This window comes from Sagittula salina (assembly GCF_017813235.1).
GTDB lineage: Bacteria > Pseudomonadota > Alphaproteobacteria > Rhodobacterales > Rhodobacteraceae > Sagittula > Sagittula salina.
This window is the reverse complement of the sequence record NZ_JAGISH010000014.1, coordinates 1-17,517: the sequence shown is the minus strand read 5'-3', so window position 1 is coordinate 17,517 and position 17,517 is coordinate 1. Positions and strand designations below refer to the sequence as shown.

The following is a 17,517-nucleotide window of genomic DNA, read 5'->3' as shown; positions in this document are numbered from 1 at the left end:
TCGACATGAACCAGACCCCGATCCCCTATCACTTCATCCGCGGCGGAACCTCGCGCGGGCCATACTTCCGGCGCGAGGACCTGCCCCAGGACCGCGAGACTCTCTCGCAGGTGCTCATGGCCGTCTGCGGCGCGGGCCACCCGCTCAATATCGACGGCATCGGCGGCGGCAACGCCGTGACCACCAAGGTCGCCATGCTGTCGAAATCCGAACGCGCCGACTGCGACGTGGATTACTTCTTTGCCCAGGTCGCGGTAGAGAAGCGCGAAGTCGACTACCGCCCGACCTGCGGCAACATCCTTGTCGGCGTCGGTCCCGCTGCCATCGAAATGGGCCTCGTTCCCGTCACGGGCGCGGAAACCACGGTCCGCATCCACGCCGTCAACACCGGCGCGGTGGTCGAGGCACGCGTGCAGACCCCGGACGGCGCTGTGCGGTATGACGGTGCAGCCGAAATCGCCGGCGTTCCCGGCACCGCCGCCCCCGTGGCGCTGGCCTTCATGGAGACGGTCGGATCGGTCACCGGCGCGCTCCTGCCCACCGGCAACCTGCGCGACATGATCGACGGCATCGAAGTCACCTGTATGGATGTCGCCATGCCCGTCATGTTTGCCCGCGCCGAGGCCTTCGGCCTCACCGGCACCGAAACGCAGGCAGAGCTGGACGCCGACAAGGACCTCTTTGCCCGGATGGAGGCGGTGCGCCTGAAGGCGGGCGAACGCATGGGCCTCGGCGATGTCTCCAAATCCGTGACACCCAAGATCACGCTCCTGTCGAAGCCGACCAAGGGCGGCACCGTGACCGCGCGTTACTTCATGCCGTGGGCGTGCCACCCGTCCATGGCGGTGACCGGCGCGCAATGCATCGCCGCCTGTGCAATCCTGCCGGGTACCGTGGCCGACGGGCTGACCGAAGGCACCGAAGGCGCCTCCCCGCTGCTGGTCAGGATCGAACACCCCGTCGGCACATTCGAAGTGCTGGTGGATTTCACCCGGACCGAAACGGGCACCGATATTGGAACCGCTTCCGGCGTCGACATCCGCTCGGCGGGTCTTGTACGCACCGCCCGCCTGATCGCTCGCGGCGAGGTCATGGTACCCGCCGCCATCTGGACACCGTAGGGGACCGGAATGACCCATGTTTTCGAAACCCTCGCGCAGGTCTTCGCGCGCGAGGGGGTAAGCGATTGTTTTGCGCTGCTGGGCGATGCCAACATGGCCTTTGCCTCCGCACTGGCGGGGCTGGGCGTGGACATGACCTACGTCCGGCACGAACATTGCGCCGTCGCCGCCGCCACCGCCTATGCGCGCAAGAGCGGCCGCACCGGCGTCGCCACCGTGACCTGCGGGCCGGGGCTGACGCAGGTGCTGACCGCGCTGCCGGCAGCGGTGCGGGCGCGCACGCCCCTGGTGATCCTCGCGGGCGAGGCACCCATCGGCACGGCGTGGTACAATCAGGCCATCGATCAGGCGCCCTTTGTCACCGCCACCGGCGCACGCTACCACCCGCTGCACCACGTCCCGCGCATGGCCGAAGCGATCCGCGACGCCTTTGTAGAGGCGGAAGAGGAACGCGTGCCGGTCGTGCTGGGCGTGCCCTTCGACCTGCAATACCAAAGCGCCGACATCGGCTTGCCCGCCCCTTCGGCGGACATCCTGCCAAAGCTCCACCCCTGCCCGCCCCACCCCGACGCTGTCGCGCAGATCGCGCGCGAGATCGACGGCGCGCGGCGCATCGTCGTCATGGCGGGGCTCGGCGCGGTGGACTCCGGCGCGGCAGAGGCCGCCACGGCGCTGGCCGATCACCTCGGCGCACTGCTGACCACCACCCTGCCCGCGCGCGGGCTGTTCCACGGCCACCCGTTCCATGTGGGCGTCGCGGGCGGCTTCTCCTCGACCCTGACGGCGGCGCTGTTCGAACAGGCCGATCTCGTCATCGCCCTCGGCTGCCGCCTGACGCAGCACAACCTCGCCAAGGGCAAGCTGTTCCCGAATGCCCGTGTCCTGCAGGTCGATACCGCCCCGCGTGCGCTCAGCCAGGGTGCCGTGCCCGCCGGCCTGCACCTCAGGGGCGACGCGCGCCTGGCCGCCGAAGGCCTCACTAGCCGCACCGCCGCCCGCTCCGGCTGGCGCTCCGACCGGTTGGCAAAAGCCATCGCAACGGCCGTCTCCGACACTGCGACCTTCCCGCCCGAACCCGGCGTGCACGACCCGCGTGACGTTGTGACGGCGCTGGATCGCGCCCTGCCAGCCGACTGGCAGATGGTGAATTCCTCCGGGCATTGTTCGTTCTACTTCGCGCATATGGACCGGCCCTTCGACCGCTTCCTGACGATCCGCGAGTTTGGCGCCATCGGCAACGGCACCTCCTACGCCATGGGCGTGGCCCGCGCCTGCCCCGGAGATACCGTGGTGCTGCTCGACGGCGATGGCTCGCTCCTGATGCATGTGCAGGAGTTGGAGACCATGCGCCGCCATGGCCTGAACATCCTGATCTGCGTGCTGAACGACCGCGCTTACGGGTCCGAGATCCACAAGCTGCGCGACGAGGGCCTGTCGGAGGCGGGCGCCGTCTTTGGCGCGACCGACCTGGCGGCCATCGCGCGCGGCTTTGGCGTCGGCGGGGAAACCGTGACCGATCTGGACGGCCTGCCCGCGCTGGTGCAAAGCTATGCCGAAACGGGAGGTGTCGCGGTCTTCGATTTCCCGATCTCGGATCGCGTCGCCTCCCCCGTCATCCGCCGGGCGCATCCGGCGGGGCACGGGGGCACCGAACACCCCATTACCGTGGAGGACCTGTTGTGAAGGTGCATATTCTCGACGACTGGTACGACGTGCTGCGCGGCCTGCCGGGCTTTGCCTTGCTCGACGGCCACGACGTCACCGTCTGGACCGGCCGCGCGCCCGACGAAGCAACGCTCGCGACCCGTCTGAAGGGCGCGGAGGCGGTTGTGCTGTTCCGCGACCGCACGGCAATCTCACCCGCGCTGGCCACACAGCTGGAGGGCGTGAAGCTGATAGCCATGCGCGGCCAGCACGACCATGTCGATGCCGAAGCACTGTCCCGCGCGGGGGTAATGTTCTGTTCGCACATGGCGAAGGACGGGCCCTCGACCTCCACCGCCGAGCTGACCTTTGGCCTGATCATTGCCGCGCTGCGTTACCTGCCCGACCAGATCGCCAGCGCGCGCGCGGGCCAGTGGCAGGGCGGCGCACCGTTGGGCCGCAACGTCGCGGGCAAGGTGCTGGGGCTGTATGGCTATGGCAAGATCGCGCAGGCGGTGGCAGCCTACGCCCGCGTCTTTGGCATGGTGGTGCAGTATTGGGGCAGCGACGAGGGTCGCGGCCGTGCCCGCGCCGCCGGAGAGACCGTGCCGCCAAGCCGCGAGGCCTTCTTTGCGACCTCGGACGTGATCAGCCTGCACCAGCGCCTGACGCCTGCGACCCGTCACGGCGTGACCCGTGCCGATCTGATGGCGACGAAGCCGGACTCGGTGCTGGTGAACACCGCCCGCGCCGCGCTGGTGGAACCGGGCGCAGTACTCGCCGCGCTTGAGGCAGGCCACATTGGGCGGGCCGCGCTCGACGTCCATGCCGGGGAACCCGTCACCGACCCGGACGATCCGCTGCTGGCCCACCCGAAGGTGATCCCCACGCCCCACGTCGGCTTTGTCACCGCCGAAGAGCTCGACCGCCAGTTCCGCGACATCTACGCGCTGGTCAACGCCTTTGCCACGGGCACGCCACAGCACGTCATCACCCCCGCGACCGGGGGGTGTCCGTGACCTTCAGATGACCGTGCATGCCCGTCTGCATCGCCGTCTCGATCCGGTCCAGCAGACGTTGCGCCCCATCCGACAGCGGCACGCCCCGGCGCTGCACCACGCCCAGACTGCGCTGCATCCGGACGCCTTTGAAAGGGATCGCCACCACGGAGGCCGGCGCCATGAACAGCGCCGTGGCCGGCAGGATCGTTGCCACCATGGCCTGCGATACCATGCGCATGGCAACGGCGGCGCTCTGGACCTCCATCTGCCAGCGCATCCGATCCCGCATCTGCCCAAAGGCCATGTCGAGCAACTGCCGGTTCTTCGACTGCGAGGCGATGCGCACCATGGGCACCGGCTCCAGATCCTCCATCGTCACCGACGCCCGCGCCGCCAGCGGCGCCTCCCGGTGCACGAAGAGGCGGTATTCCTCGTCCGCGAAATGGCGAAACCGGATGTCCGACATTTCCGCCGACCCGATGGTTATGCCGAATTCCGCCGCCCCCGACCGCACCGCCTCCACGATGCGGGGCACCGGGATGTCATAGAGGTCAAAGGCAAGATCCGGCTCATCGGTCTGCAATCCCTTCAGCACCTCCGGAAGGATCGCCGTGGCGATCGTCGGCAGGCAGGCAAAAGAAAAACGCCGCATCTTGCCGCGCCCGCCCGAGCGCACCGATTCATAGACGTCCTGCAATCCCTTCAGCAGCTTGCGCGCCTCCGGCAAAAGCTCCTGCCCCGCCGCCGTGAGCGAAACCTCGCGGTTGGAGCGCGTCAGAAGCGCCGTGCCGAGATCCTCCTCGATCTTGCGCAGTCGGTGGCTCAGTGCCGCCTGACTGAGGTTCAGCCCCTCCGCCGCGCGCTGAAACGATCCGTAATTCGCAATGGCGACAAAGGCTTCGAGGCCGAGATAGTCAACGCGCATGTCCCCCTCCCCTACCGCAGCCGTCCGAGGATCGCCCCATGACCCTGCCCGATTTCCTGATGCCCGACGGCATGAGCGCGCTCGTCTTTGCCGCACTGATGCTCACGAGCTTTGCCGGGTCGCTGATCACGGTGGCCTTCGGCATTGGGGGTGGCGGCATGCTGCTGGCGGTGATGGCCACGCTGGTCCCGCCCGCGGCGTTGATCCCGACGCATGGTGTGATCCAGCTGGGGTCGAACGTCTTCCGCGCCATGCTGACCTTTGGCCACGTCTACTGGCCCGCCCTGCCCGCCTTTACCATCGGGTCGCTGGCGGGCGCGGCCATGGGCGGCGCGCTGGTGGTGAACCTGCCCGGCGAATGGGTGCAGATCTGCGTCGGGGGCTTTGTCCTTTATTCCGTGCTGGGCCGCCCGCCCCGTCAGGTGCGCGACTGGCCGGGCGTGGTCGGTGCGGTGTCCAGCTTCCTGACAATGTTCTTTGGCGCCACCGGGCTGTTCGTGGCGACCTACACCAAATCGCAGCAACTGCCGCGCCACGCCCATGTCGCCACCCACGCGACGCTGATGACCGTGCAGCACGGGCTGAAGACGCTGGCCTTCGGACTGCTGGGCTTTGCCTTCTCGCATTGGTGGGGCTTCGTCATGGCGATGATCGCGTCCGGGTTCCTGGGCACAGTGGTCGGCAAGCTCTGCCTCAACCGGATGGACGACCGCCGGTTCCAGCTCGCGCTGAACGCGGTCTTGATCCTGCTCGCGCTGCGGCTGGTCTGGGCGGGCGGGCGCGGGGTGCTTGGCGTTTAGATCCCTGAACTCTACGTCCATGTGATGCGGACCTCCCGCACCTGCCCGTCGGCCCCCGACAACGCCGCCAGCAGGCGCGGCGCGTGGTGGATCGTCAGATAATCCGCGACAAAGCGGGAGGGGGCAATGAGGTTCTGCACCCCGTCGGTGATGCCTGCGTCCGTCAGCCCGGCGAACCATGCGCGGGCCATGGCGGGTTCGCGCGCACCGAGTTCCGCCAGCGCTTGCGCCCATGCACCGGCCGGCTCGCCCCCCTGCCCCGTGGCCTCCGGGCGGCGCTGGAAAGGCACCACGTTCGGTGCGTCTGTCGCCGGGGCTTCCGGTTCCGTGCCGCCCATGCGGTCGACAAAGTCGGGGCCGATGGCAGACCAGACATCCCGCGTCTCGCCCAGCAGCGCGGCGAAATCGAGTTCGTAGACCGTCACCCGCCCCTTCACCCCGGCGCGTTTGACCGTGAGCCATTGCAGGTCGCGCAGTTTTGCCAGTTCGCGTTTCACCGTGCGTTCGTCCACTGACCAGAGCCGCGCGATCTCGGCCCGGCCGATGCTGAGCTCATTGGCCTGCCAGTTGAACCGGGTGGTGATCAGCACCATCATGCGCAGCGCCAACCGTTGCCGGTGCTTGTCCGCCGCGAGGGCGTGCACGCCAAGGGCGGAGAGGATATCGTATTTCAGTGCGGCGGCATTGCGCCCGACAGCCTTTACCGCCCGCATGATTTCATTGCCCGCATAAACTCACTGCCCACTGGGGTGCCTCGTTCTGTCTCCGGGGTTATCCCGGTTGGCTGTCCGGTTATTGCAGCGGCTCAAACGCTTTTCCGAACTTGTCGGCTATTTGCGTCCAGAGTTCCGATTCTGTCAAGGCGGTCGATCGATCGGGCTGATTGTGTGACCGGAAACTCAAATCAAATTTAAAAGAATTGGTGAAGGTATGGTGATGGGGGACATCTAGAGCGCCCCCCAATGTGCCGGAAATGTCCCCCCAAGATGCAGGAAACTGCCTGACCTGTCCCCCCAAATGTGCTCAGCCGCCATGCGATTCGCTCGATGTGTCGGCTCGGCCCCGTCGAATCAAATTCGTCTTGCCCTACGGGGTGTTGCACTGCGCGGATGCGGAACGGTGTTACCCACGGGTAAAAACACCAGTGCATGGTATTTCCTTTTGCCAAAAACGCAAATCGCGCGTAAACGGGAAAAAACGACGAAAGAGCGTCCAGAGGAGCAGGCATGTACACGCACGAAGACCTGAGTGAGCTTCAGAACCGATCCCTGAAACTGCAGGGCTGGATCCGGCAGCAAACCTTTTCCCCCGAGATGGAGAAGACGCTGCGCCGCTTTTCATCCTGGGAAGTGGCGGAGCTGATCTTCCGCATCAACCAGTCGACCTTTCGGGGCAAGCTGGCCGCCGACCCTTCCCTGCCGGCAGGCGAAGTGGAACCCGACGGGCGCCAGCGCTGGTTCTCTCTTGAGGAGGTCAACGAACTGCGCCGCCGCCTGCGCGTCAACAAGCGCAGCCTGATGCCGCCCCGTCCTGCAGGCAAACGCGCGGTCCGCGCCGCCATCGCCAATTTCAAGGGCGGCGCGGGGAAATCGACCGTCGCGCTGCACTTCGCCCATGCCGCCGCACTGGACGGCTACCGGGTGCTGGTGGTCGACTTCGACCCACAGGCCACGCTGAGCCATTCGATGGGATTGACCGACGTGGCGGAGGATCACACCGTCTGGGGCATCATGGCGCGCGACCTGATCCGCGAGACGGAGCGCATGAACCGCGGTCCCGTGGGTGCCGAATCCGGGGCCGCCCTGCCCCGCCGCCACCTGCCCTCCGCGATCACGGAACTGGGGCTTGGCGAACTGCGCATCACAGACTTCATCAAGCCGACCTCCTGGCCCACCATCGATGCCATCCCGTCCTGTGCCAACGCCGCCTTTGTCGAATTCGCTTCTGCGCAGTATCGGCACCTGAACCCGGACTGGTCGTTCTTTGCCGCTGTCTCCCGCTACCTCGACCAGATCCCGGACGACAGTTACGACATGATCCTCTTCGACTGCCCGCCGGCGATCGGCTACCAGTCGATGAACGCGGTCTTTGCGGCTGATGTACTCTATATCCCTTCCGGCCCCGGCTACTGGGAATACGATTCCACAACCTCTTTCATCGGTCAGCTGTCCGAGGCTCTGGAGGATCTCGCCCACGGTTTCGACGCGGAATTACCCACGGGTAAAATCAAGCTGCCGAAAGCGTTCCTCGACCTGCGGTTCCTGATCACCAGGTTCGAACCGGGTAACGAATTGCACCGTGCGATGCAGGAAGCCTTTGCCAAGGTTTTCGGTGAAAACCTCGCGCAGCACCCGGTCGAAATGACCCGCGCGGTTGAGCAGTCGGGCCGCTTTCTGAGTTCCGTCTACGAGATGGATTACCGAGAGATGACCCGAGAGACATGGCGCCGCGCGCGGTCGACTTTCGATCAGGCATACGAGGAATTCCGCGACGTTCTGATCGGCGCGTGGGACAAGATGGAGGCCGGAGAATGAGCCGCAAGCGCAGGATTTTCGACATCGACATGCCCGAGGCGCCCGAGGTGCCCGAAGCGGAGGCCCGCCGCGAAGAGCTGTCGGAACGCGGATTGCGGCGCGGTCCGATGGCCGCCGCGATCACCGAAAACGCCAGTTCACTGCGCGAACGTCAGGCGGCAGAGGCGCAGATCCGGGAGGAGAACGAACGCCTCGCCCAGGAGTTCGTCCGGCTGAAACGCGAGGGGCTGGTGGTCGATCGCATCCCGCTGGACGCGGTATTGACCGAACGGCTTGTGCGCGACCGCAAGCCGGGCGAGGACGAGGAGCTGGGCGAGTTGAAGGAGTCGATCCGCGACGTGGGCCTGTCCAACCCGATCCGGGTGGAGGCGCGTGCCGACGGGCGTTTCGAACTGATCCAGGGGATGCGGCGCCTGATGGCGTTCCGCGCGCTTCACGCAGAGGGCGAGGACGGCTTTGACCGCATCCCGGCGGGGATCCAGCCCTTTGAGAAGGAAGTGGTCGGCAGCTATCGCCGGATGGTGGACGAGAACCTCGTGCGCCGAGACATCTCCTTTGCGGAGATGGCAACGCTGGCCCGCCGGTACACAAACCAGCCGGAAAACCACTGCGATAGCGTGGCACAAGCGGTTTCGATCCTTTTCAAATCTGCCAGCCCGGTCAAGCGGAGCTATATCCGCGCCTTCGCCGAACTGCTGCAGGCGCTGGAGAAAGTGCTGAACTTTCCACAGGAGATTCCGCGCAACGTGGGCGTTGAACTGAAACGCCAGATGGAGCGGCAGGACGGTCTGCAGATGCGTATCGTCACCGCACTGCGCGCGGAACCCGGGCGCGATGCCGCGCGTGAGGTGGATATCCTGCGCAGCTTTGTCGAGGCACCGGAGGATTTACCCATGGGTAAATCCGCGTCGACACCCGCCAAACCGCGCAAGGCGAAGACGACTTTTCAGGTTCCACTGGCCGAGGGCATGGCGAAATGCAGCGCCTCGCAGGGCCGGTTGGAACTGCGTGAGGACCGCGACTTTTCCGCCATCGACCGTCGTGCTCTGGAACGTGCCGTTGCCGCGTTTTACGCCGTTCTCGACGAGGAGGACTGACTGGGCTCCGGTTTTACCCATGGGTAATTTCCACGCGGGAAAAACCGGATCGCGTTACCCGCAGGTTACAGGGCGGCGCGTCACTCATGGGTAACAAGCGGGATGTTACCCATGGGTAATTCCGTCGGGCCCCAGCGACCCCATCCCGCGCACCACATCCAGAAACGCCCCTACCGCCGCAGTCTGATGCGCCTCCAGGCGTTGTAGCACGCAGATCTCCCGCTCCGGCGCGGGCACGGCGGTATCCAGCGCCACGGCGGCGGCATCCGGATGTGGCGGAAATTCCCGCCGCGTGCGGAAGGCGATGCAATCCGACCCTGCCACCAGTTCCCGCACCAGCGAATAGGAACTCGTCTCCGCCCGCCCGCGCGGGGGACGCAATCCATTCTCGGCAAAGAACTCCTCGAGCAGGACCCGCGTGATCGTTCCCTGCGGCGGCAGGATGAAGTCATGATCCAGCAGCGCCGTCAGCGCCACGCCGCGCCGTCCGGCAAGCGGGTGATCGGGGCGCACGAAAAAACCCAGCCGGTCGCGTTCGATCCTTTCGAGGCTGATCCCGTCCAGCAGCGAGCGGTCGGGATAGGCGCAAAGCAGCACGTCGATTTCGCCGTGGTGGAGCGCGGTCATCAGGTGATCGATATGCCCCTCCACGGTGCAGACGGAAACATTGGGGTGATCCGCCAGCACCTGCCGGATGGCGCCGGGCAGAAGCGCGGTGCGGGAATAGGCCAATGCGCCCACACGGACGAGGCCGGTGGACACCCCCTCGGCAGAGCGCACGTCGTCGACCATGCGCGACAGTTCCGCCAGCACGCGGCGCGCGGTGATGGCCAGGCTGTCGCCCGCCGGGGTGGCGACCATGCCGGTCGGAAGGCGGGAGAACTGCGTCACGCCGGTGTCGGCCTCAAGCAGGCGGATGGAATAGGAGACCGCCGGTTGCGTCACTCCCAGCACCCGCGCGGCGCGTTGCACCGACCGGAAATCGCGCACCGCCACCAGTGCGCGCAGGTGGGCGCAATCCACCATCATTCCGAACAGCGCCGACGAGGGCGGGATCGCTGCCGCGTGATAGCGCGCCACCTGATCGCGGCATGTCGCCAGTTCGCGGCGGATCAGGGCGCAGCGGCGGGCCACCGCTTCGCCCGCCGGGGTGGGGATCTGGCGACCCGGTCCGCGCAGCAGCAACGGGCGGCCAAGCGCGCCCTCCAGGAGCGATACAGAACGCGACACGGCCGAGGTACTGCGCCGGATGCTTTGCCCCGCAGCAGAGAAGCCGCCGGTTTCCACCACGGCAAGAAAGGCGCGCAAATGGCGTAGTGCCACGCTGGGTTCCGGATCGGTCGTCATCGCCACCTCCGGCGGAAAGGATTGCAGGTCGGAGACGGATTGCAAGCGCGGACACAGGGGGCGGTTTTTGCATTCAGTGTAACCAACTGATAAATATAATATAAACGGCTTGGATTATCCTTTGTTCGCAGTATGTCGCGGCCTCATTCTATTACCCATAAACAGAACGCAACCAGGATCAGAGGAATGTATTGGCCGTGGAACCCTGCGTCATGTTCCCTTCCCGCCACAAAGGGAGGAAGCCATGACCATGAAATCTCTGACCCTCGGCATTGCCGTGGGGGCCGTTCTGACGGCCACCTCGGCGCTTGCCGACTACCCCGAACGCGCGGTGACCATTATCGTGCCGTTCTCGGCCGGCGGAAACACCGACTCCATCGCGCGCATCGCGGCGGAGCATCTGTCGGATGAACTGGGCCGGCCGGTCGTGGTCGAGAACCGGGGCGGCGGCGGCGGCACCATTGGATCGGCGATGGTGGCAAAGGCGGACGCGGACGGCTACACGCTGCTGTTCGGCACCACAGGCACGCACAACGTGAACCCCCGCCTGCGCGAGGTCGACTATGACCCGATCGCGGATTTCACCCCGATCAGCGCGGGCGTGGTGTCGTCGGTCCTGATCGTGGCGAACCCCGAGGTGCAGGCCGACACTTTGGCCGACCTGATGACCCTGACCGCCTCGGACGCGGGGGCGGCGATGAACTTTTCCTCTGGCGGGGTAGGCACCGTCGCCCATGTGGCGGGGGAACTGTACAACCAGAAGACCGGCTCGCATCTGCTGCATATTCCCTACGGCGGGGCAGGGGAGGCGATGAACGATCTCGTCGCCGGGCGCGTGCAGCTGAACATGAACAACGTGCCCGCCTTCCTGTCGCACATCGAAAGCGGCGCAGTGAAGCCGTTGGCCATCGCGGCGGAGAAGCGCAGCAAGCTGCTGCCCGACGTGCCGACCACCGCCGAACAGGGGCTGAATGGTTTCGTCATGGGGTCGTGGTACGGGCTGATGGGCCCGAAGGGCCTGCCCGAGAACGTGGTGCAGATCCTGTTCGACGCCATGGCCACGCTGGACGAGGACGCGACCGTGGTGGAGCGTTACAAGGCGCTGGGGCTGGAGGCCGCGCCATCCGAGAGTCCGGCGGCCTTCGCCGATTTCATCGCGGCGGGCTACGTCTGGTGGGGTGAAACGCTCGACAACCCCGTGTTCAAGGAGTGAGGCGGGCCGGGGCGGCCCGCGCCGCCCCGCCTGCATGAACCGCATGGCACGATACGCAACCTGGATCACTCTGGCGCTTCTTGGCGCCGCCGCATTCATCATGGCGCTGCGCTTTGGCTGGGGCCGGGGGCCGCAGATCGGGTCCGCCCCGCTGCCCGCCGCGTTGTCGGCAGGGGTGGTCATCGTTTCCGTGCTGGGCCTGCTCGTCCCCGAGCGCGGAGAGGTCCTGCCCCCTGACTGGCGGCCCTTTGGCGCGGTGGTCGGGGGGGTGGTGATCTTCATCCTCTCGGTAGAGGCGCTGGGACTGGTGCCCGCGACGGTACTGTGCATGGCGGTGGCCTACCTCGGTCAGTCCGAACGCCGCTATGCGGGGTTCCTGACCTATGCCGTCTGTTTCGCCGCCGGGGTCTGGGTGGTTTTCACACAAGGGCTGGGCCTGCCGGTCCCCGCCTTCGGAGGCTGAGGCACATGGAAAACATCATCCTCGGGCTGAGTACGGCGCTTTTGCCGATGAACCTGCTGGCCTGCCTCGGCGGCGTGATCCTTGGCACCGCGATCGGGGTGATCCCCGGCATCGGCGCCATGGCGGCCATTGCGCTGATCCTGCCGCTGACCTTCTCGCTGGACCCGACCACGGGCATCGTCATGCTGGCGGGGGTCTATTACGGCGCGGAATACGGCGGATCGACGGCGTCGATCCTGCTGAACCTGCCGGGCACGCCGTCGAACGCGATCACCTGTCTGGACGGCTATCCCATGGCGCAGCAGGGCAGGGCGGGGGTGGCGCTGTTCATCACCACCATCGCGTCGTTTGTCGGCGGGTCCATCGGCATCGTGGTGCTGACGCTGCTCACGCCGGTCATCGTCGACGTTGCCGTGGCCTTTGGTCCCGCGGAGTATTTCGCGTTGATCCTGCTGTGCTTTGTCGCGGTATCGGCCATCGGCGCGCTCGACGTGCGCAAGAACATCGCCATGATCCTGATCGGCGGGCTGGTCAGCACGGTGGGCATCGACCTCTACGACGGCAGCTACCGCTACACCTTCGGGCGCGACGAACTGATTGACGGCCTGTCGCTGGTGCCGGTGGCGATGGGTCTTTTCGGCCTGTCAGAGATCATCCTGTCGGTGCGCAATGGCGGTACCCGTGCAAAACAGAGCATCACCCTGCGGTCGATGTTGCCCACGCGCGAGGACTGGCGTCGCATGGGGCTGCCGATGCTGCGGGGCGCGGGGTTCGGCTGCATCTTCGGACCCTTGCCGGGCACCGGGCCGTCGGTCGCGGCGCTGACCAGCTATGCCACCGAACGCAGGGTGTCCAAGGAGCCCCATGAGTTCGGCCAGGGCCGGGTGGAGGGCATCGCGGGGCCGGAGGCCTCGAACAACGCTGCCGTGCAGACCGCCTTCATCCCGACGCTGAGCCTCGGCATTCCGGGCACGCCCACCATGGCCATCATGATCGGAGCGCTGATGATCCACGGTGTCGTGCCGGGGCCGATGCTGGTGCAGAACGAACCGGCGCTGTTCTGGGGACTGGTGATGAGCTTCTGGATCGGCAACCTGCTGCTGCTGGTCCTGAACATCCCGCTGATCTCGGTCTGGGTGGCGCTGCTGAACATTCCCTACCGGCTGCTGTACCCCTCGATCATCGTACTGATCTGCATCGGCTCCTACTCGATCTCCAACAGCACCTTCGACGTCGGGCTTATGCTGGGATTCGGCGTGCTGGGTTACGTACTCCGGCGGCAGGGGTTCGCCCCGGCGCCGCTGCTGATCGGCTTTGTCCTGACGCCGATGCTGGAGGAAAACCTGCGCCGCGGCTGGCTGATGGGGCGGGGCGATCCGCTGTACTTCGCATCGAGTCCGATGGCGGCCATCGTGTTGCTGATGTGCTTCGCGCTCGGGGGGCTGGCGCTGGCCGGGCCTGCCCTGCGGCGGCGGCGCGCGCGGCGGCTGAACGACATCCCCAACCCCGGAGGACACGCATGATCATCGACTGCCACGGCCATTACACCACCGCGCCCGCGCAACACGAAGCCTGGCGCAAGGCGCAGGTGGCGGCGCAGGGCGACCGGCGCCAGCTGGCAGACCCCGACGGGCCGGCGATCTCGGATGACGAAATCCGCGAAAGTCTGCTGGGCACGCAGATCCGCCTGCAGGAGGAACGCGGCACCGACCTGACGATCTTCTCGCCGCGTGCTGGGGGAATGGCGCACCACATCGGGAATGAGGCGATGGCGCAGGACTGGGCGCGGCTGTGCAACGACCTGATCCGGCGGGTCTGCGACCTGTATCCCCAGAACTTCGCCCCCGTCTGTCAGCTGCCTCAATCGCCGGGCTGCGCGCCGGCGGGCGTGATCCCCGAACTGCGCCGCTGCGTGGAACAGATGGGTTTCATAGGCTGCAATCTGAACCCCGACCCCTCGGGCGGCATGTGGACCGACCCGCCGATGACGGACCCCTGGTGGTTTCCGGTCTACGAGGTGCTCGAAGAGCTCGACGTGCCCGCGATGATCCACGTCAGCCAGAGCTGCAATCCGAACTTCCACTTCACCGGCGCGCATTACCTGAACGCCGACACGACGGTGTTCATGCAGATCCTCGACAGCGACCTGTTCGAGCGCTTTCCCCGGTTGCGGCTGGTCATCCCGCACGGTGGTGGAGCGGTGCCCTATCACTGGGGGCGGTATCGCGGGCTGGCGCTGGATCGCGAACGCCCGGACCCGGCGGATCTGATGAGGGACAATATGTGGTTCGACACCTGCGTCTATCACCAGCCGGGGATTGATCTGCTGTCGCGCGTGGTGCCGGTGGAAAACGTGCTGTTCGCCTCGGAAATGCACGGCGCAGTGCGCTGCCGCGACCCGGAGACGGGGGCTTGGTTCGACGATACGCGGCGGTATATCGAGGCGAGCCCGCACCTGACCGCGGCGCAGCGGGCGCTGATCTTTTGCGACAATGCGCAGCGGGTGTATCCGCGCCTGAAACTGCCGGTGACGGCATGAGCGAAGGGTTTCGCATCCGTCGGTCGTGGGGGCGCGTCGGGCCGGAGGTGGTCGCGGCGGCGGAGGGCCTGCCCGTGGCCAACGTCAGCGATAGCATGAACCGTCTGAGCGGGGCAGGGGGGCTGCGACGTTTCCACGCCTCCGGCGCCATGGCGGGGCCGGCGTTCACGGTGCGCACGCGGCCCGGCGACAACCTGATGCTGCACATGGCGCTGGAGATGGCGCAGCCCGGCGACGTGGTGGTGGTCGATGCCGGCGGCGCGGTGGAGAATGCCCTGATCGGGGAACTGATGGTCACCCACGCCAAGGTGCGCGGCCTGGCGGGCATCGTCATCGACGGCGCGATCCGCGACCGCGACGAGATCGCGGCGATCAACCTGCCGGTCTTTGCCCGCGGCGTCTGCCATCGCGGCCCCTACAAGGACGGCCCCGGTGAGATCGGCTTTGCCATCGCGGTGGATGGCATGGTGGTCGCGCCCGGCGATCTGGTGATGGGCGACGGAGACGGCGTGCTGTCGGTGCCGCGCGCCACGGCGGCGGAGGTGCTGTCGCGCGCCGGTGCCAAGCAGGCCGCCGAACAGGCGCAGATGCGGGCAACGCTGGACGGCACGTTGGAAAAGGCCTGGATCGACACGGTGTTGCGGGAAAAGGGCTGCCTCTGGGTGGACTGAGCGCCGCTCAGCCCGCCCGCTTCCGCTGACCCGCCTTCCAGCGGTCAAGGTCGCGCTGCGCGGTCTCCAGCGTTTCCATATTGAGTGTGCGCGTCACCAGCGCGCGGTTCAGGGCGCGGACGCGTTTGTTCAGCGGCATGTCGGGGTCGCGCTCGGCGTCCACGCCGAGCTTTTCATACAGTGACAACAGCCGGTTTTGCACCGTGCGCAGCGACATGCCCCGTCGCTCCGCGATGGTGCGGTCCTGCAATCCGAGTGCGAGGTCCAGCAGCACGGCGAATTCGCTGTCGTCAAGCGTGTTGCGCGGCGACGCGGCGCGGCGTTGCAGGCGGTGGATTTCGCGGTCCACCATGATCTGCCCCTCCACCAGTACGGCGCGCAACGCCAGCTTCAGCCGGTCGCGGGGCGCGGTCTTCAGCAGATAGCCATAGGCGCTGTCCTCCGGGACAATGGCGGCGATGCCGCGCAGGTAGGCTTCGTCGGCGTAGTTCGACCAGAACAGGATGCGCGTCTCGGGGCGTTCGGTCCACAGCGTGCGGGCGGCTTCGATGCCGTTCCGGGTGGACATGCGCAGATCCATCACCACCGCGTCGATGGAGAGCGCGCGGGCCTCGTGTTCGGCCTCTTCGCCGTTGACAGCATGGAAGATCTCGGTGACCTCGGGCAGGGTCTCCGCCAGCACATCTTCCATGTAGGAGGCGTGGAACTGGTCGTCTTCCACCAGCAGTACCCTCATGGCGCGATCCTCAGCGAGACGCGGACCACGGTTCCGTGATCGGCAGAGATGTCGAGCGCGGCCGAGATCAGCCGGGCCCGCGTGCGCATGTGCATCAGTCCGGACTGGCGCGCTGGCGCGGCAGGGATGCCGCACCCGTCGTCGCGCACGGTGATGGTGAGAAGGGCAGGGGAGGGACGGTCCATCGCGACCTCGATCCGGGAAGCGCCGGCGTGCCGCGTGGCGTTGTTGATCGCCTCCTGCGCGATGTGGAACAGGGCGGTGCGCACGGTCGGGTCGAGGGTGTCGGGCGCGCCTTGCGTCAGGTCGGTGACGGTCAGTTGCGCGCCGCCGTCGCCGCCCGCGCGGTCCAGATGCACGCGGACGGCATGGGCAAAGCCAAACAGTTCCAGCAGCGTCGGCACGGCGGTATCGATGATGCGGCGCAGGTCGTCGATGGTCTGGCGCAGGCGTCCCGCCAGAACTTCGCGGGGCAGGGGACTGTCGCCGGTGGCTTCGCGCAGGAGCCGCGAGAGGTCGGCGAGCGTCTGGTCGTGCAGGTCCATCCCGATGCGCTGCCGTTCGGTTTCCAGCGCGCGGGTCAGTTCCAGCGCGCCGCGCCGCAGGGCTTCTTCGTCGGGGTTGACGCGGGGCAGTCGGCGGGCGCGGTCGGCCTTGTGCAGGATGTGGAACCACGGCGCCAGCACGTCCGCGATGCGCTGCGCCAGATCCACGGCCCGCGCGTCATACAGCCCGCGCGTCGAATGCGAGATGTTGAGCGTGCCGATGATCCGCCCCTGCACGCGCATCAGCACGTTGACACGGCTGCGCAGCTTGTGGTTCAGGATCGGTTCGCAGATCGCCCCTGCGAAGGTGTAGCGCGGGTCCTGGGTCGCGTCCTCGGACAGCATGACCTCGCATTGTCCGGTCAGCAGATCACGCACCGGTGCGTGGTCGATGCGCCCCGAGGCGCGGGACCAGCGGGTGCGGATGCCCACTTCGTGGCTGACGACCCAACCGGGGCGATCCAGCAGGCAGATGTCGCAATGGGTAAAAGGGATCAGCCCGGCGATGTCACCGGCGACGGATTCCAGCGCCCCGGCGATGTCGGTTACCGCGCCGAGCCGTCGCGCGATATCGAGCAACACCGCGCCGGTGCGCGGTTCGTCGAGCGTGTCGGTCATCTGTCCTCCCTGTCGCGCGGTGGACCCGGGGGCTGCGCGCTCCCGCAAGTTTGCCCCCATCGCGGGCCAAAGGAAACACCCCCGCCCGCAAACCATGTGCGGGAACCCGCAACAGGTCTGCGGGCGACAGCCTTTACAGGTCCGGATTGCCCGGTCACCATCCCCGCCAACCCGACGCGGGGTCAACCGGCGGCGGGGGGAGGAAGCACGCGCAACGCGCCGGGATTACAAAGCGCAGGCGCGCGGGGATGACAAAGCGCGCA

The 17,517-nt window shown here is 66.8% G+C and carries 16 protein-coding genes; 11 read left to right on the top strand and 5 right to left on the bottom strand.

Going from position 1 to position 17,517, the window contains the following annotated elements; genetic code table 11:
* The first annotated feature begins 5 nt into the window (after positions 1–5).
* From J5474_RS18875 to J5474_RS18865, 3 genes are read left to right on the top strand one after another with little or no spacing between them, the layout of a single operon-like run.
* Positions 6–1,121 (top strand): 4-oxalomesaconate tautomerase, encoded by a 1,116-nt coding sequence (locus J5474_RS18875; protein ID WP_209362993.1) that lies wholly within the window; start codon positions 6–8, stop codon positions 1,119–1,121.
* A gap of 9 nt (positions 1,122–1,130) precedes the next feature.
* Positions 1,131–2,804: a thiamine pyrophosphate-binding protein gene (locus J5474_RS18870; protein WP_209362991.1), complete on the top strand. Its 1,674-nt coding sequence runs from the start codon at positions 1,131–1,133 to the stop codon at positions 2,802–2,804.
* On the top strand, positions 2,801–3,784 hold the full coding sequence (locus J5474_RS18865; RefSeq protein WP_209362989.1) for an NAD(P)-dependent oxidoreductase: 984 nt from the start codon (positions 2,801–2,803) through the stop codon (positions 3,782–3,784). Before J5474_RS18870 ends, J5474_RS18865 begins: the two co-directional genes overlap by 4 nt.
* On the opposite strand, the gene J5474_RS18860 is transcribed toward J5474_RS18865, so the two are convergent.
* Positions 3,756–4,691, bottom strand: a complete 936-nt coding sequence (locus J5474_RS18860; protein WP_209362987.1) for a LysR family transcriptional regulator — start codon at positions 4,689–4,691, stop codon at positions 3,756–3,758. The two genes, J5474_RS18865 and J5474_RS18860, sit on opposite strands and share 29 nt — an antisense overlap.
* A gap of 38 nt (positions 4,692–4,729) precedes the next feature.
* On the opposite strand from J5474_RS18860, the gene J5474_RS18855 reads away from it, so the two are divergent.
* Positions 4,730–5,491: a sulfite exporter TauE/SafE family protein gene (locus J5474_RS18855; protein ID WP_209362985.1), complete on the top strand. Its 762-nt coding sequence runs from the start codon at positions 4,730–4,732 to the stop codon at positions 5,489–5,491.
* Between the two features lie 11 nt (positions 5,492–5,502).
* Here the strand turns inward: J5474_RS18855 and J5474_RS18850 are convergent, their stop codons facing one another.
* On the bottom strand, positions 5,503–6,204 hold the full coding sequence (locus tag J5474_RS18850) for a hypothetical protein (RefSeq protein ID WP_209362983.1): 702 nt from the start codon (positions 6,202–6,204) through the stop codon (positions 5,503–5,505).
* A 513-nt stretch (positions 6,205–6,717) separates the two neighbouring features.
* On the opposite strand from J5474_RS18850, the gene J5474_RS18845 reads away from it, so the two are divergent.
* Both J5474_RS18845 and J5474_RS18840 read left to right on the top strand, forming a co-directional pair.
* Complete coding sequence (locus J5474_RS18845) at positions 6,718–8,025, top strand: AAA family ATPase (protein ID WP_209362981.1); 1,308 nt, start codon at positions 6,718–6,720, stop codon at positions 8,023–8,025.
* Entirely contained in the window at positions 8,022–9,122 is a 1,101-nt protein-coding gene (locus J5474_RS18840) for a ParB/RepB/Spo0J family partition protein (RefSeq protein WP_209362979.1), read from the top strand. Before J5474_RS18845 ends, J5474_RS18840 begins: the two co-directional genes overlap by 4 nt.
* A gap of 105 nt (positions 9,123–9,227) precedes the next feature.
* On the opposite strand, the gene J5474_RS18835 is transcribed toward J5474_RS18840, so the two are convergent.
* A complete protein-coding gene (locus J5474_RS18835) occupies positions 9,228–10,469 on the bottom strand; it encodes a LysR family transcriptional regulator (protein WP_209362977.1) in 1,242 nt (413 codons plus the stop codon).
* 244 nt (positions 10,470–10,713) lie between these two features.
* On the opposite strand from J5474_RS18835, the gene J5474_RS18830 reads away from it, so the two are divergent.
* The 5 genes from J5474_RS18830 to J5474_RS18810 are packed head-to-tail and all read left to right on the top strand — an operon-like array spanning position 10,714 to position 15,355.
* Positions 10,714–11,682, top strand: a complete 969-nt coding sequence (locus J5474_RS18830; protein WP_209362975.1) for a Bug family tripartite tricarboxylate transporter substrate binding protein — start codon at positions 10,714–10,716, stop codon at positions 11,680–11,682.
* 43 nt (positions 11,683–11,725) lie between these two features.
* Positions 11,726–12,145, top strand: a complete 420-nt coding sequence (locus J5474_RS18825; RefSeq protein ID WP_209362973.1) for a tripartite tricarboxylate transporter TctB family protein — start codon at positions 11,726–11,728, stop codon at positions 12,143–12,145.
* A gap of 5 nt (positions 12,146–12,150) precedes the next feature.
* The gene (locus J5474_RS18820) at positions 12,151–13,668 is read left to right on the top strand and encodes a tripartite tricarboxylate transporter permease (protein ID WP_245216587.1); all 1,518 of its coding nucleotides are present in this window, start codon (positions 12,151–12,153) and stop codon (positions 13,666–13,668) included.
* A complete protein-coding gene (locus tag J5474_RS18815) occupies positions 13,665–14,684 on the top strand; it encodes an amidohydrolase family protein (protein WP_209362971.1) in 1,020 nt (339 codons plus the stop codon). The genes J5474_RS18820 and J5474_RS18815 overlap by 4 nt, the downstream gene beginning before the upstream one ends.
* Positions 14,681–15,355, top strand: a complete 675-nt coding sequence (locus J5474_RS18810) for an RraA family protein (RefSeq protein ID WP_209362968.1) — start codon at positions 14,681–14,683, stop codon at positions 15,353–15,355. Before J5474_RS18815 ends, J5474_RS18810 begins: the two co-directional genes overlap by 4 nt.
* Positions 15,356–15,362: 7 nt before the next feature.
* On the opposite strand, the gene J5474_RS18805 is transcribed toward J5474_RS18810, so the two are convergent.
* Together J5474_RS18805 and J5474_RS18800 are read right to left on the bottom strand one after the other, a co-directional pair.
* On the bottom strand, positions 15,363–16,091 hold the full coding sequence (locus J5474_RS18805; protein WP_209362966.1) for a response regulator transcription factor: 729 nt from the start codon (positions 16,089–16,091) through the stop codon (positions 15,363–15,365).
* Positions 16,088–17,254, bottom strand: a complete 1,167-nt coding sequence (locus tag J5474_RS18800; protein ID WP_209362963.1) for a GAF domain-containing sensor histidine kinase — start codon at positions 17,252–17,254, stop codon at positions 16,088–16,090. The genes J5474_RS18805 and J5474_RS18800 overlap by 4 nt, the downstream gene beginning before the upstream one ends.
* Positions 17,255–17,517 lie beyond the last annotated feature (263 nt).

Bases quoted from the DNA above. Each gene is read 5' to 3' on its own strand.
- J5474_RS18820 (WP_245216587.1), top strand. From the start codon at position 12,151: ATGGAAAACATCATCCTCGGGCTGAGTACGGCGCTTTTGCCGATGAAC.
- J5474_RS18855 (WP_209362985.1), top strand. From the start codon at position 4,730: ATGACCCTGCCCGATTTCCTGATGCCCGACGGCATGAGCGCGCTCGTC.
- J5474_RS18840 (WP_209362979.1), top strand. From the start codon at position 8,022: ATGAGCCGCAAGCGCAGGATTTTCGACATCGACATGCCCGAGGCGCCC.
- J5474_RS18860 (WP_209362987.1), bottom strand. From the start codon at position 4,691: ATGCGCGTTGACTATCTCGGCCTCGAAGCCTTTGTCGCCATTGCGAAT.
- J5474_RS18805 (WP_209362966.1), bottom strand. From the start codon at position 16,091: ATGAGGGTACTGCTGGTGGAAGACGACCAGTTCCACGCCTCCTACATG.
- J5474_RS18875 (WP_209362993.1), top strand. From the start codon at position 6: ATGAACCAGACCCCGATCCCCTATCACTTCATCCGCGGCGGAACCTCG.
- J5474_RS18835 (WP_209362977.1), bottom strand. From the start codon at position 10,469: ATGACGACCGATCCGGAACCCAGCGTGGCACTACGCCATTTGCGCGCC.
- J5474_RS18815 (WP_209362971.1), top strand. From the start codon at position 13,665: ATGATCATCGACTGCCACGGCCATTACACCACCGCGCCCGCGCAACAC.
- J5474_RS18800 (WP_209362963.1), bottom strand. From the start codon at position 17,254: ATGACCGACACGCTCGACGAACCGCGCACCGGCGCGGTGTTGCTCGAT.
- J5474_RS18850 (WP_209362983.1), bottom strand. From the start codon at position 6,204: ATGCGGGCGGTAAAGGCTGTCGGGCGCAATGCCGCCGCACTGAAATAC.
- J5474_RS18870 (WP_209362991.1), top strand. From the start codon at position 1,131: ATGACCCATGTTTTCGAAACCCTCGCGCAGGTCTTCGCGCGCGAGGGG.
- J5474_RS18825 (WP_209362973.1), top strand. From the start codon at position 11,726: ATGGCACGATACGCAACCTGGATCACTCTGGCGCTTCTTGGCGCCGCC.
- J5474_RS18830 (WP_209362975.1), top strand. From the start codon at position 10,714: ATGACCATGAAATCTCTGACCCTCGGCATTGCCGTGGGGGCCGTTCTG.
- J5474_RS18810 (WP_209362968.1), top strand. From the start codon at position 14,681: ATGAGCGAAGGGTTTCGCATCCGTCGGTCGTGGGGGCGCGTCGGGCCG.
- J5474_RS18845 (WP_209362981.1), top strand. From the start codon at position 6,718: ATGTACACGCACGAAGACCTGAGTGAGCTTCAGAACCGATCCCTGAAA.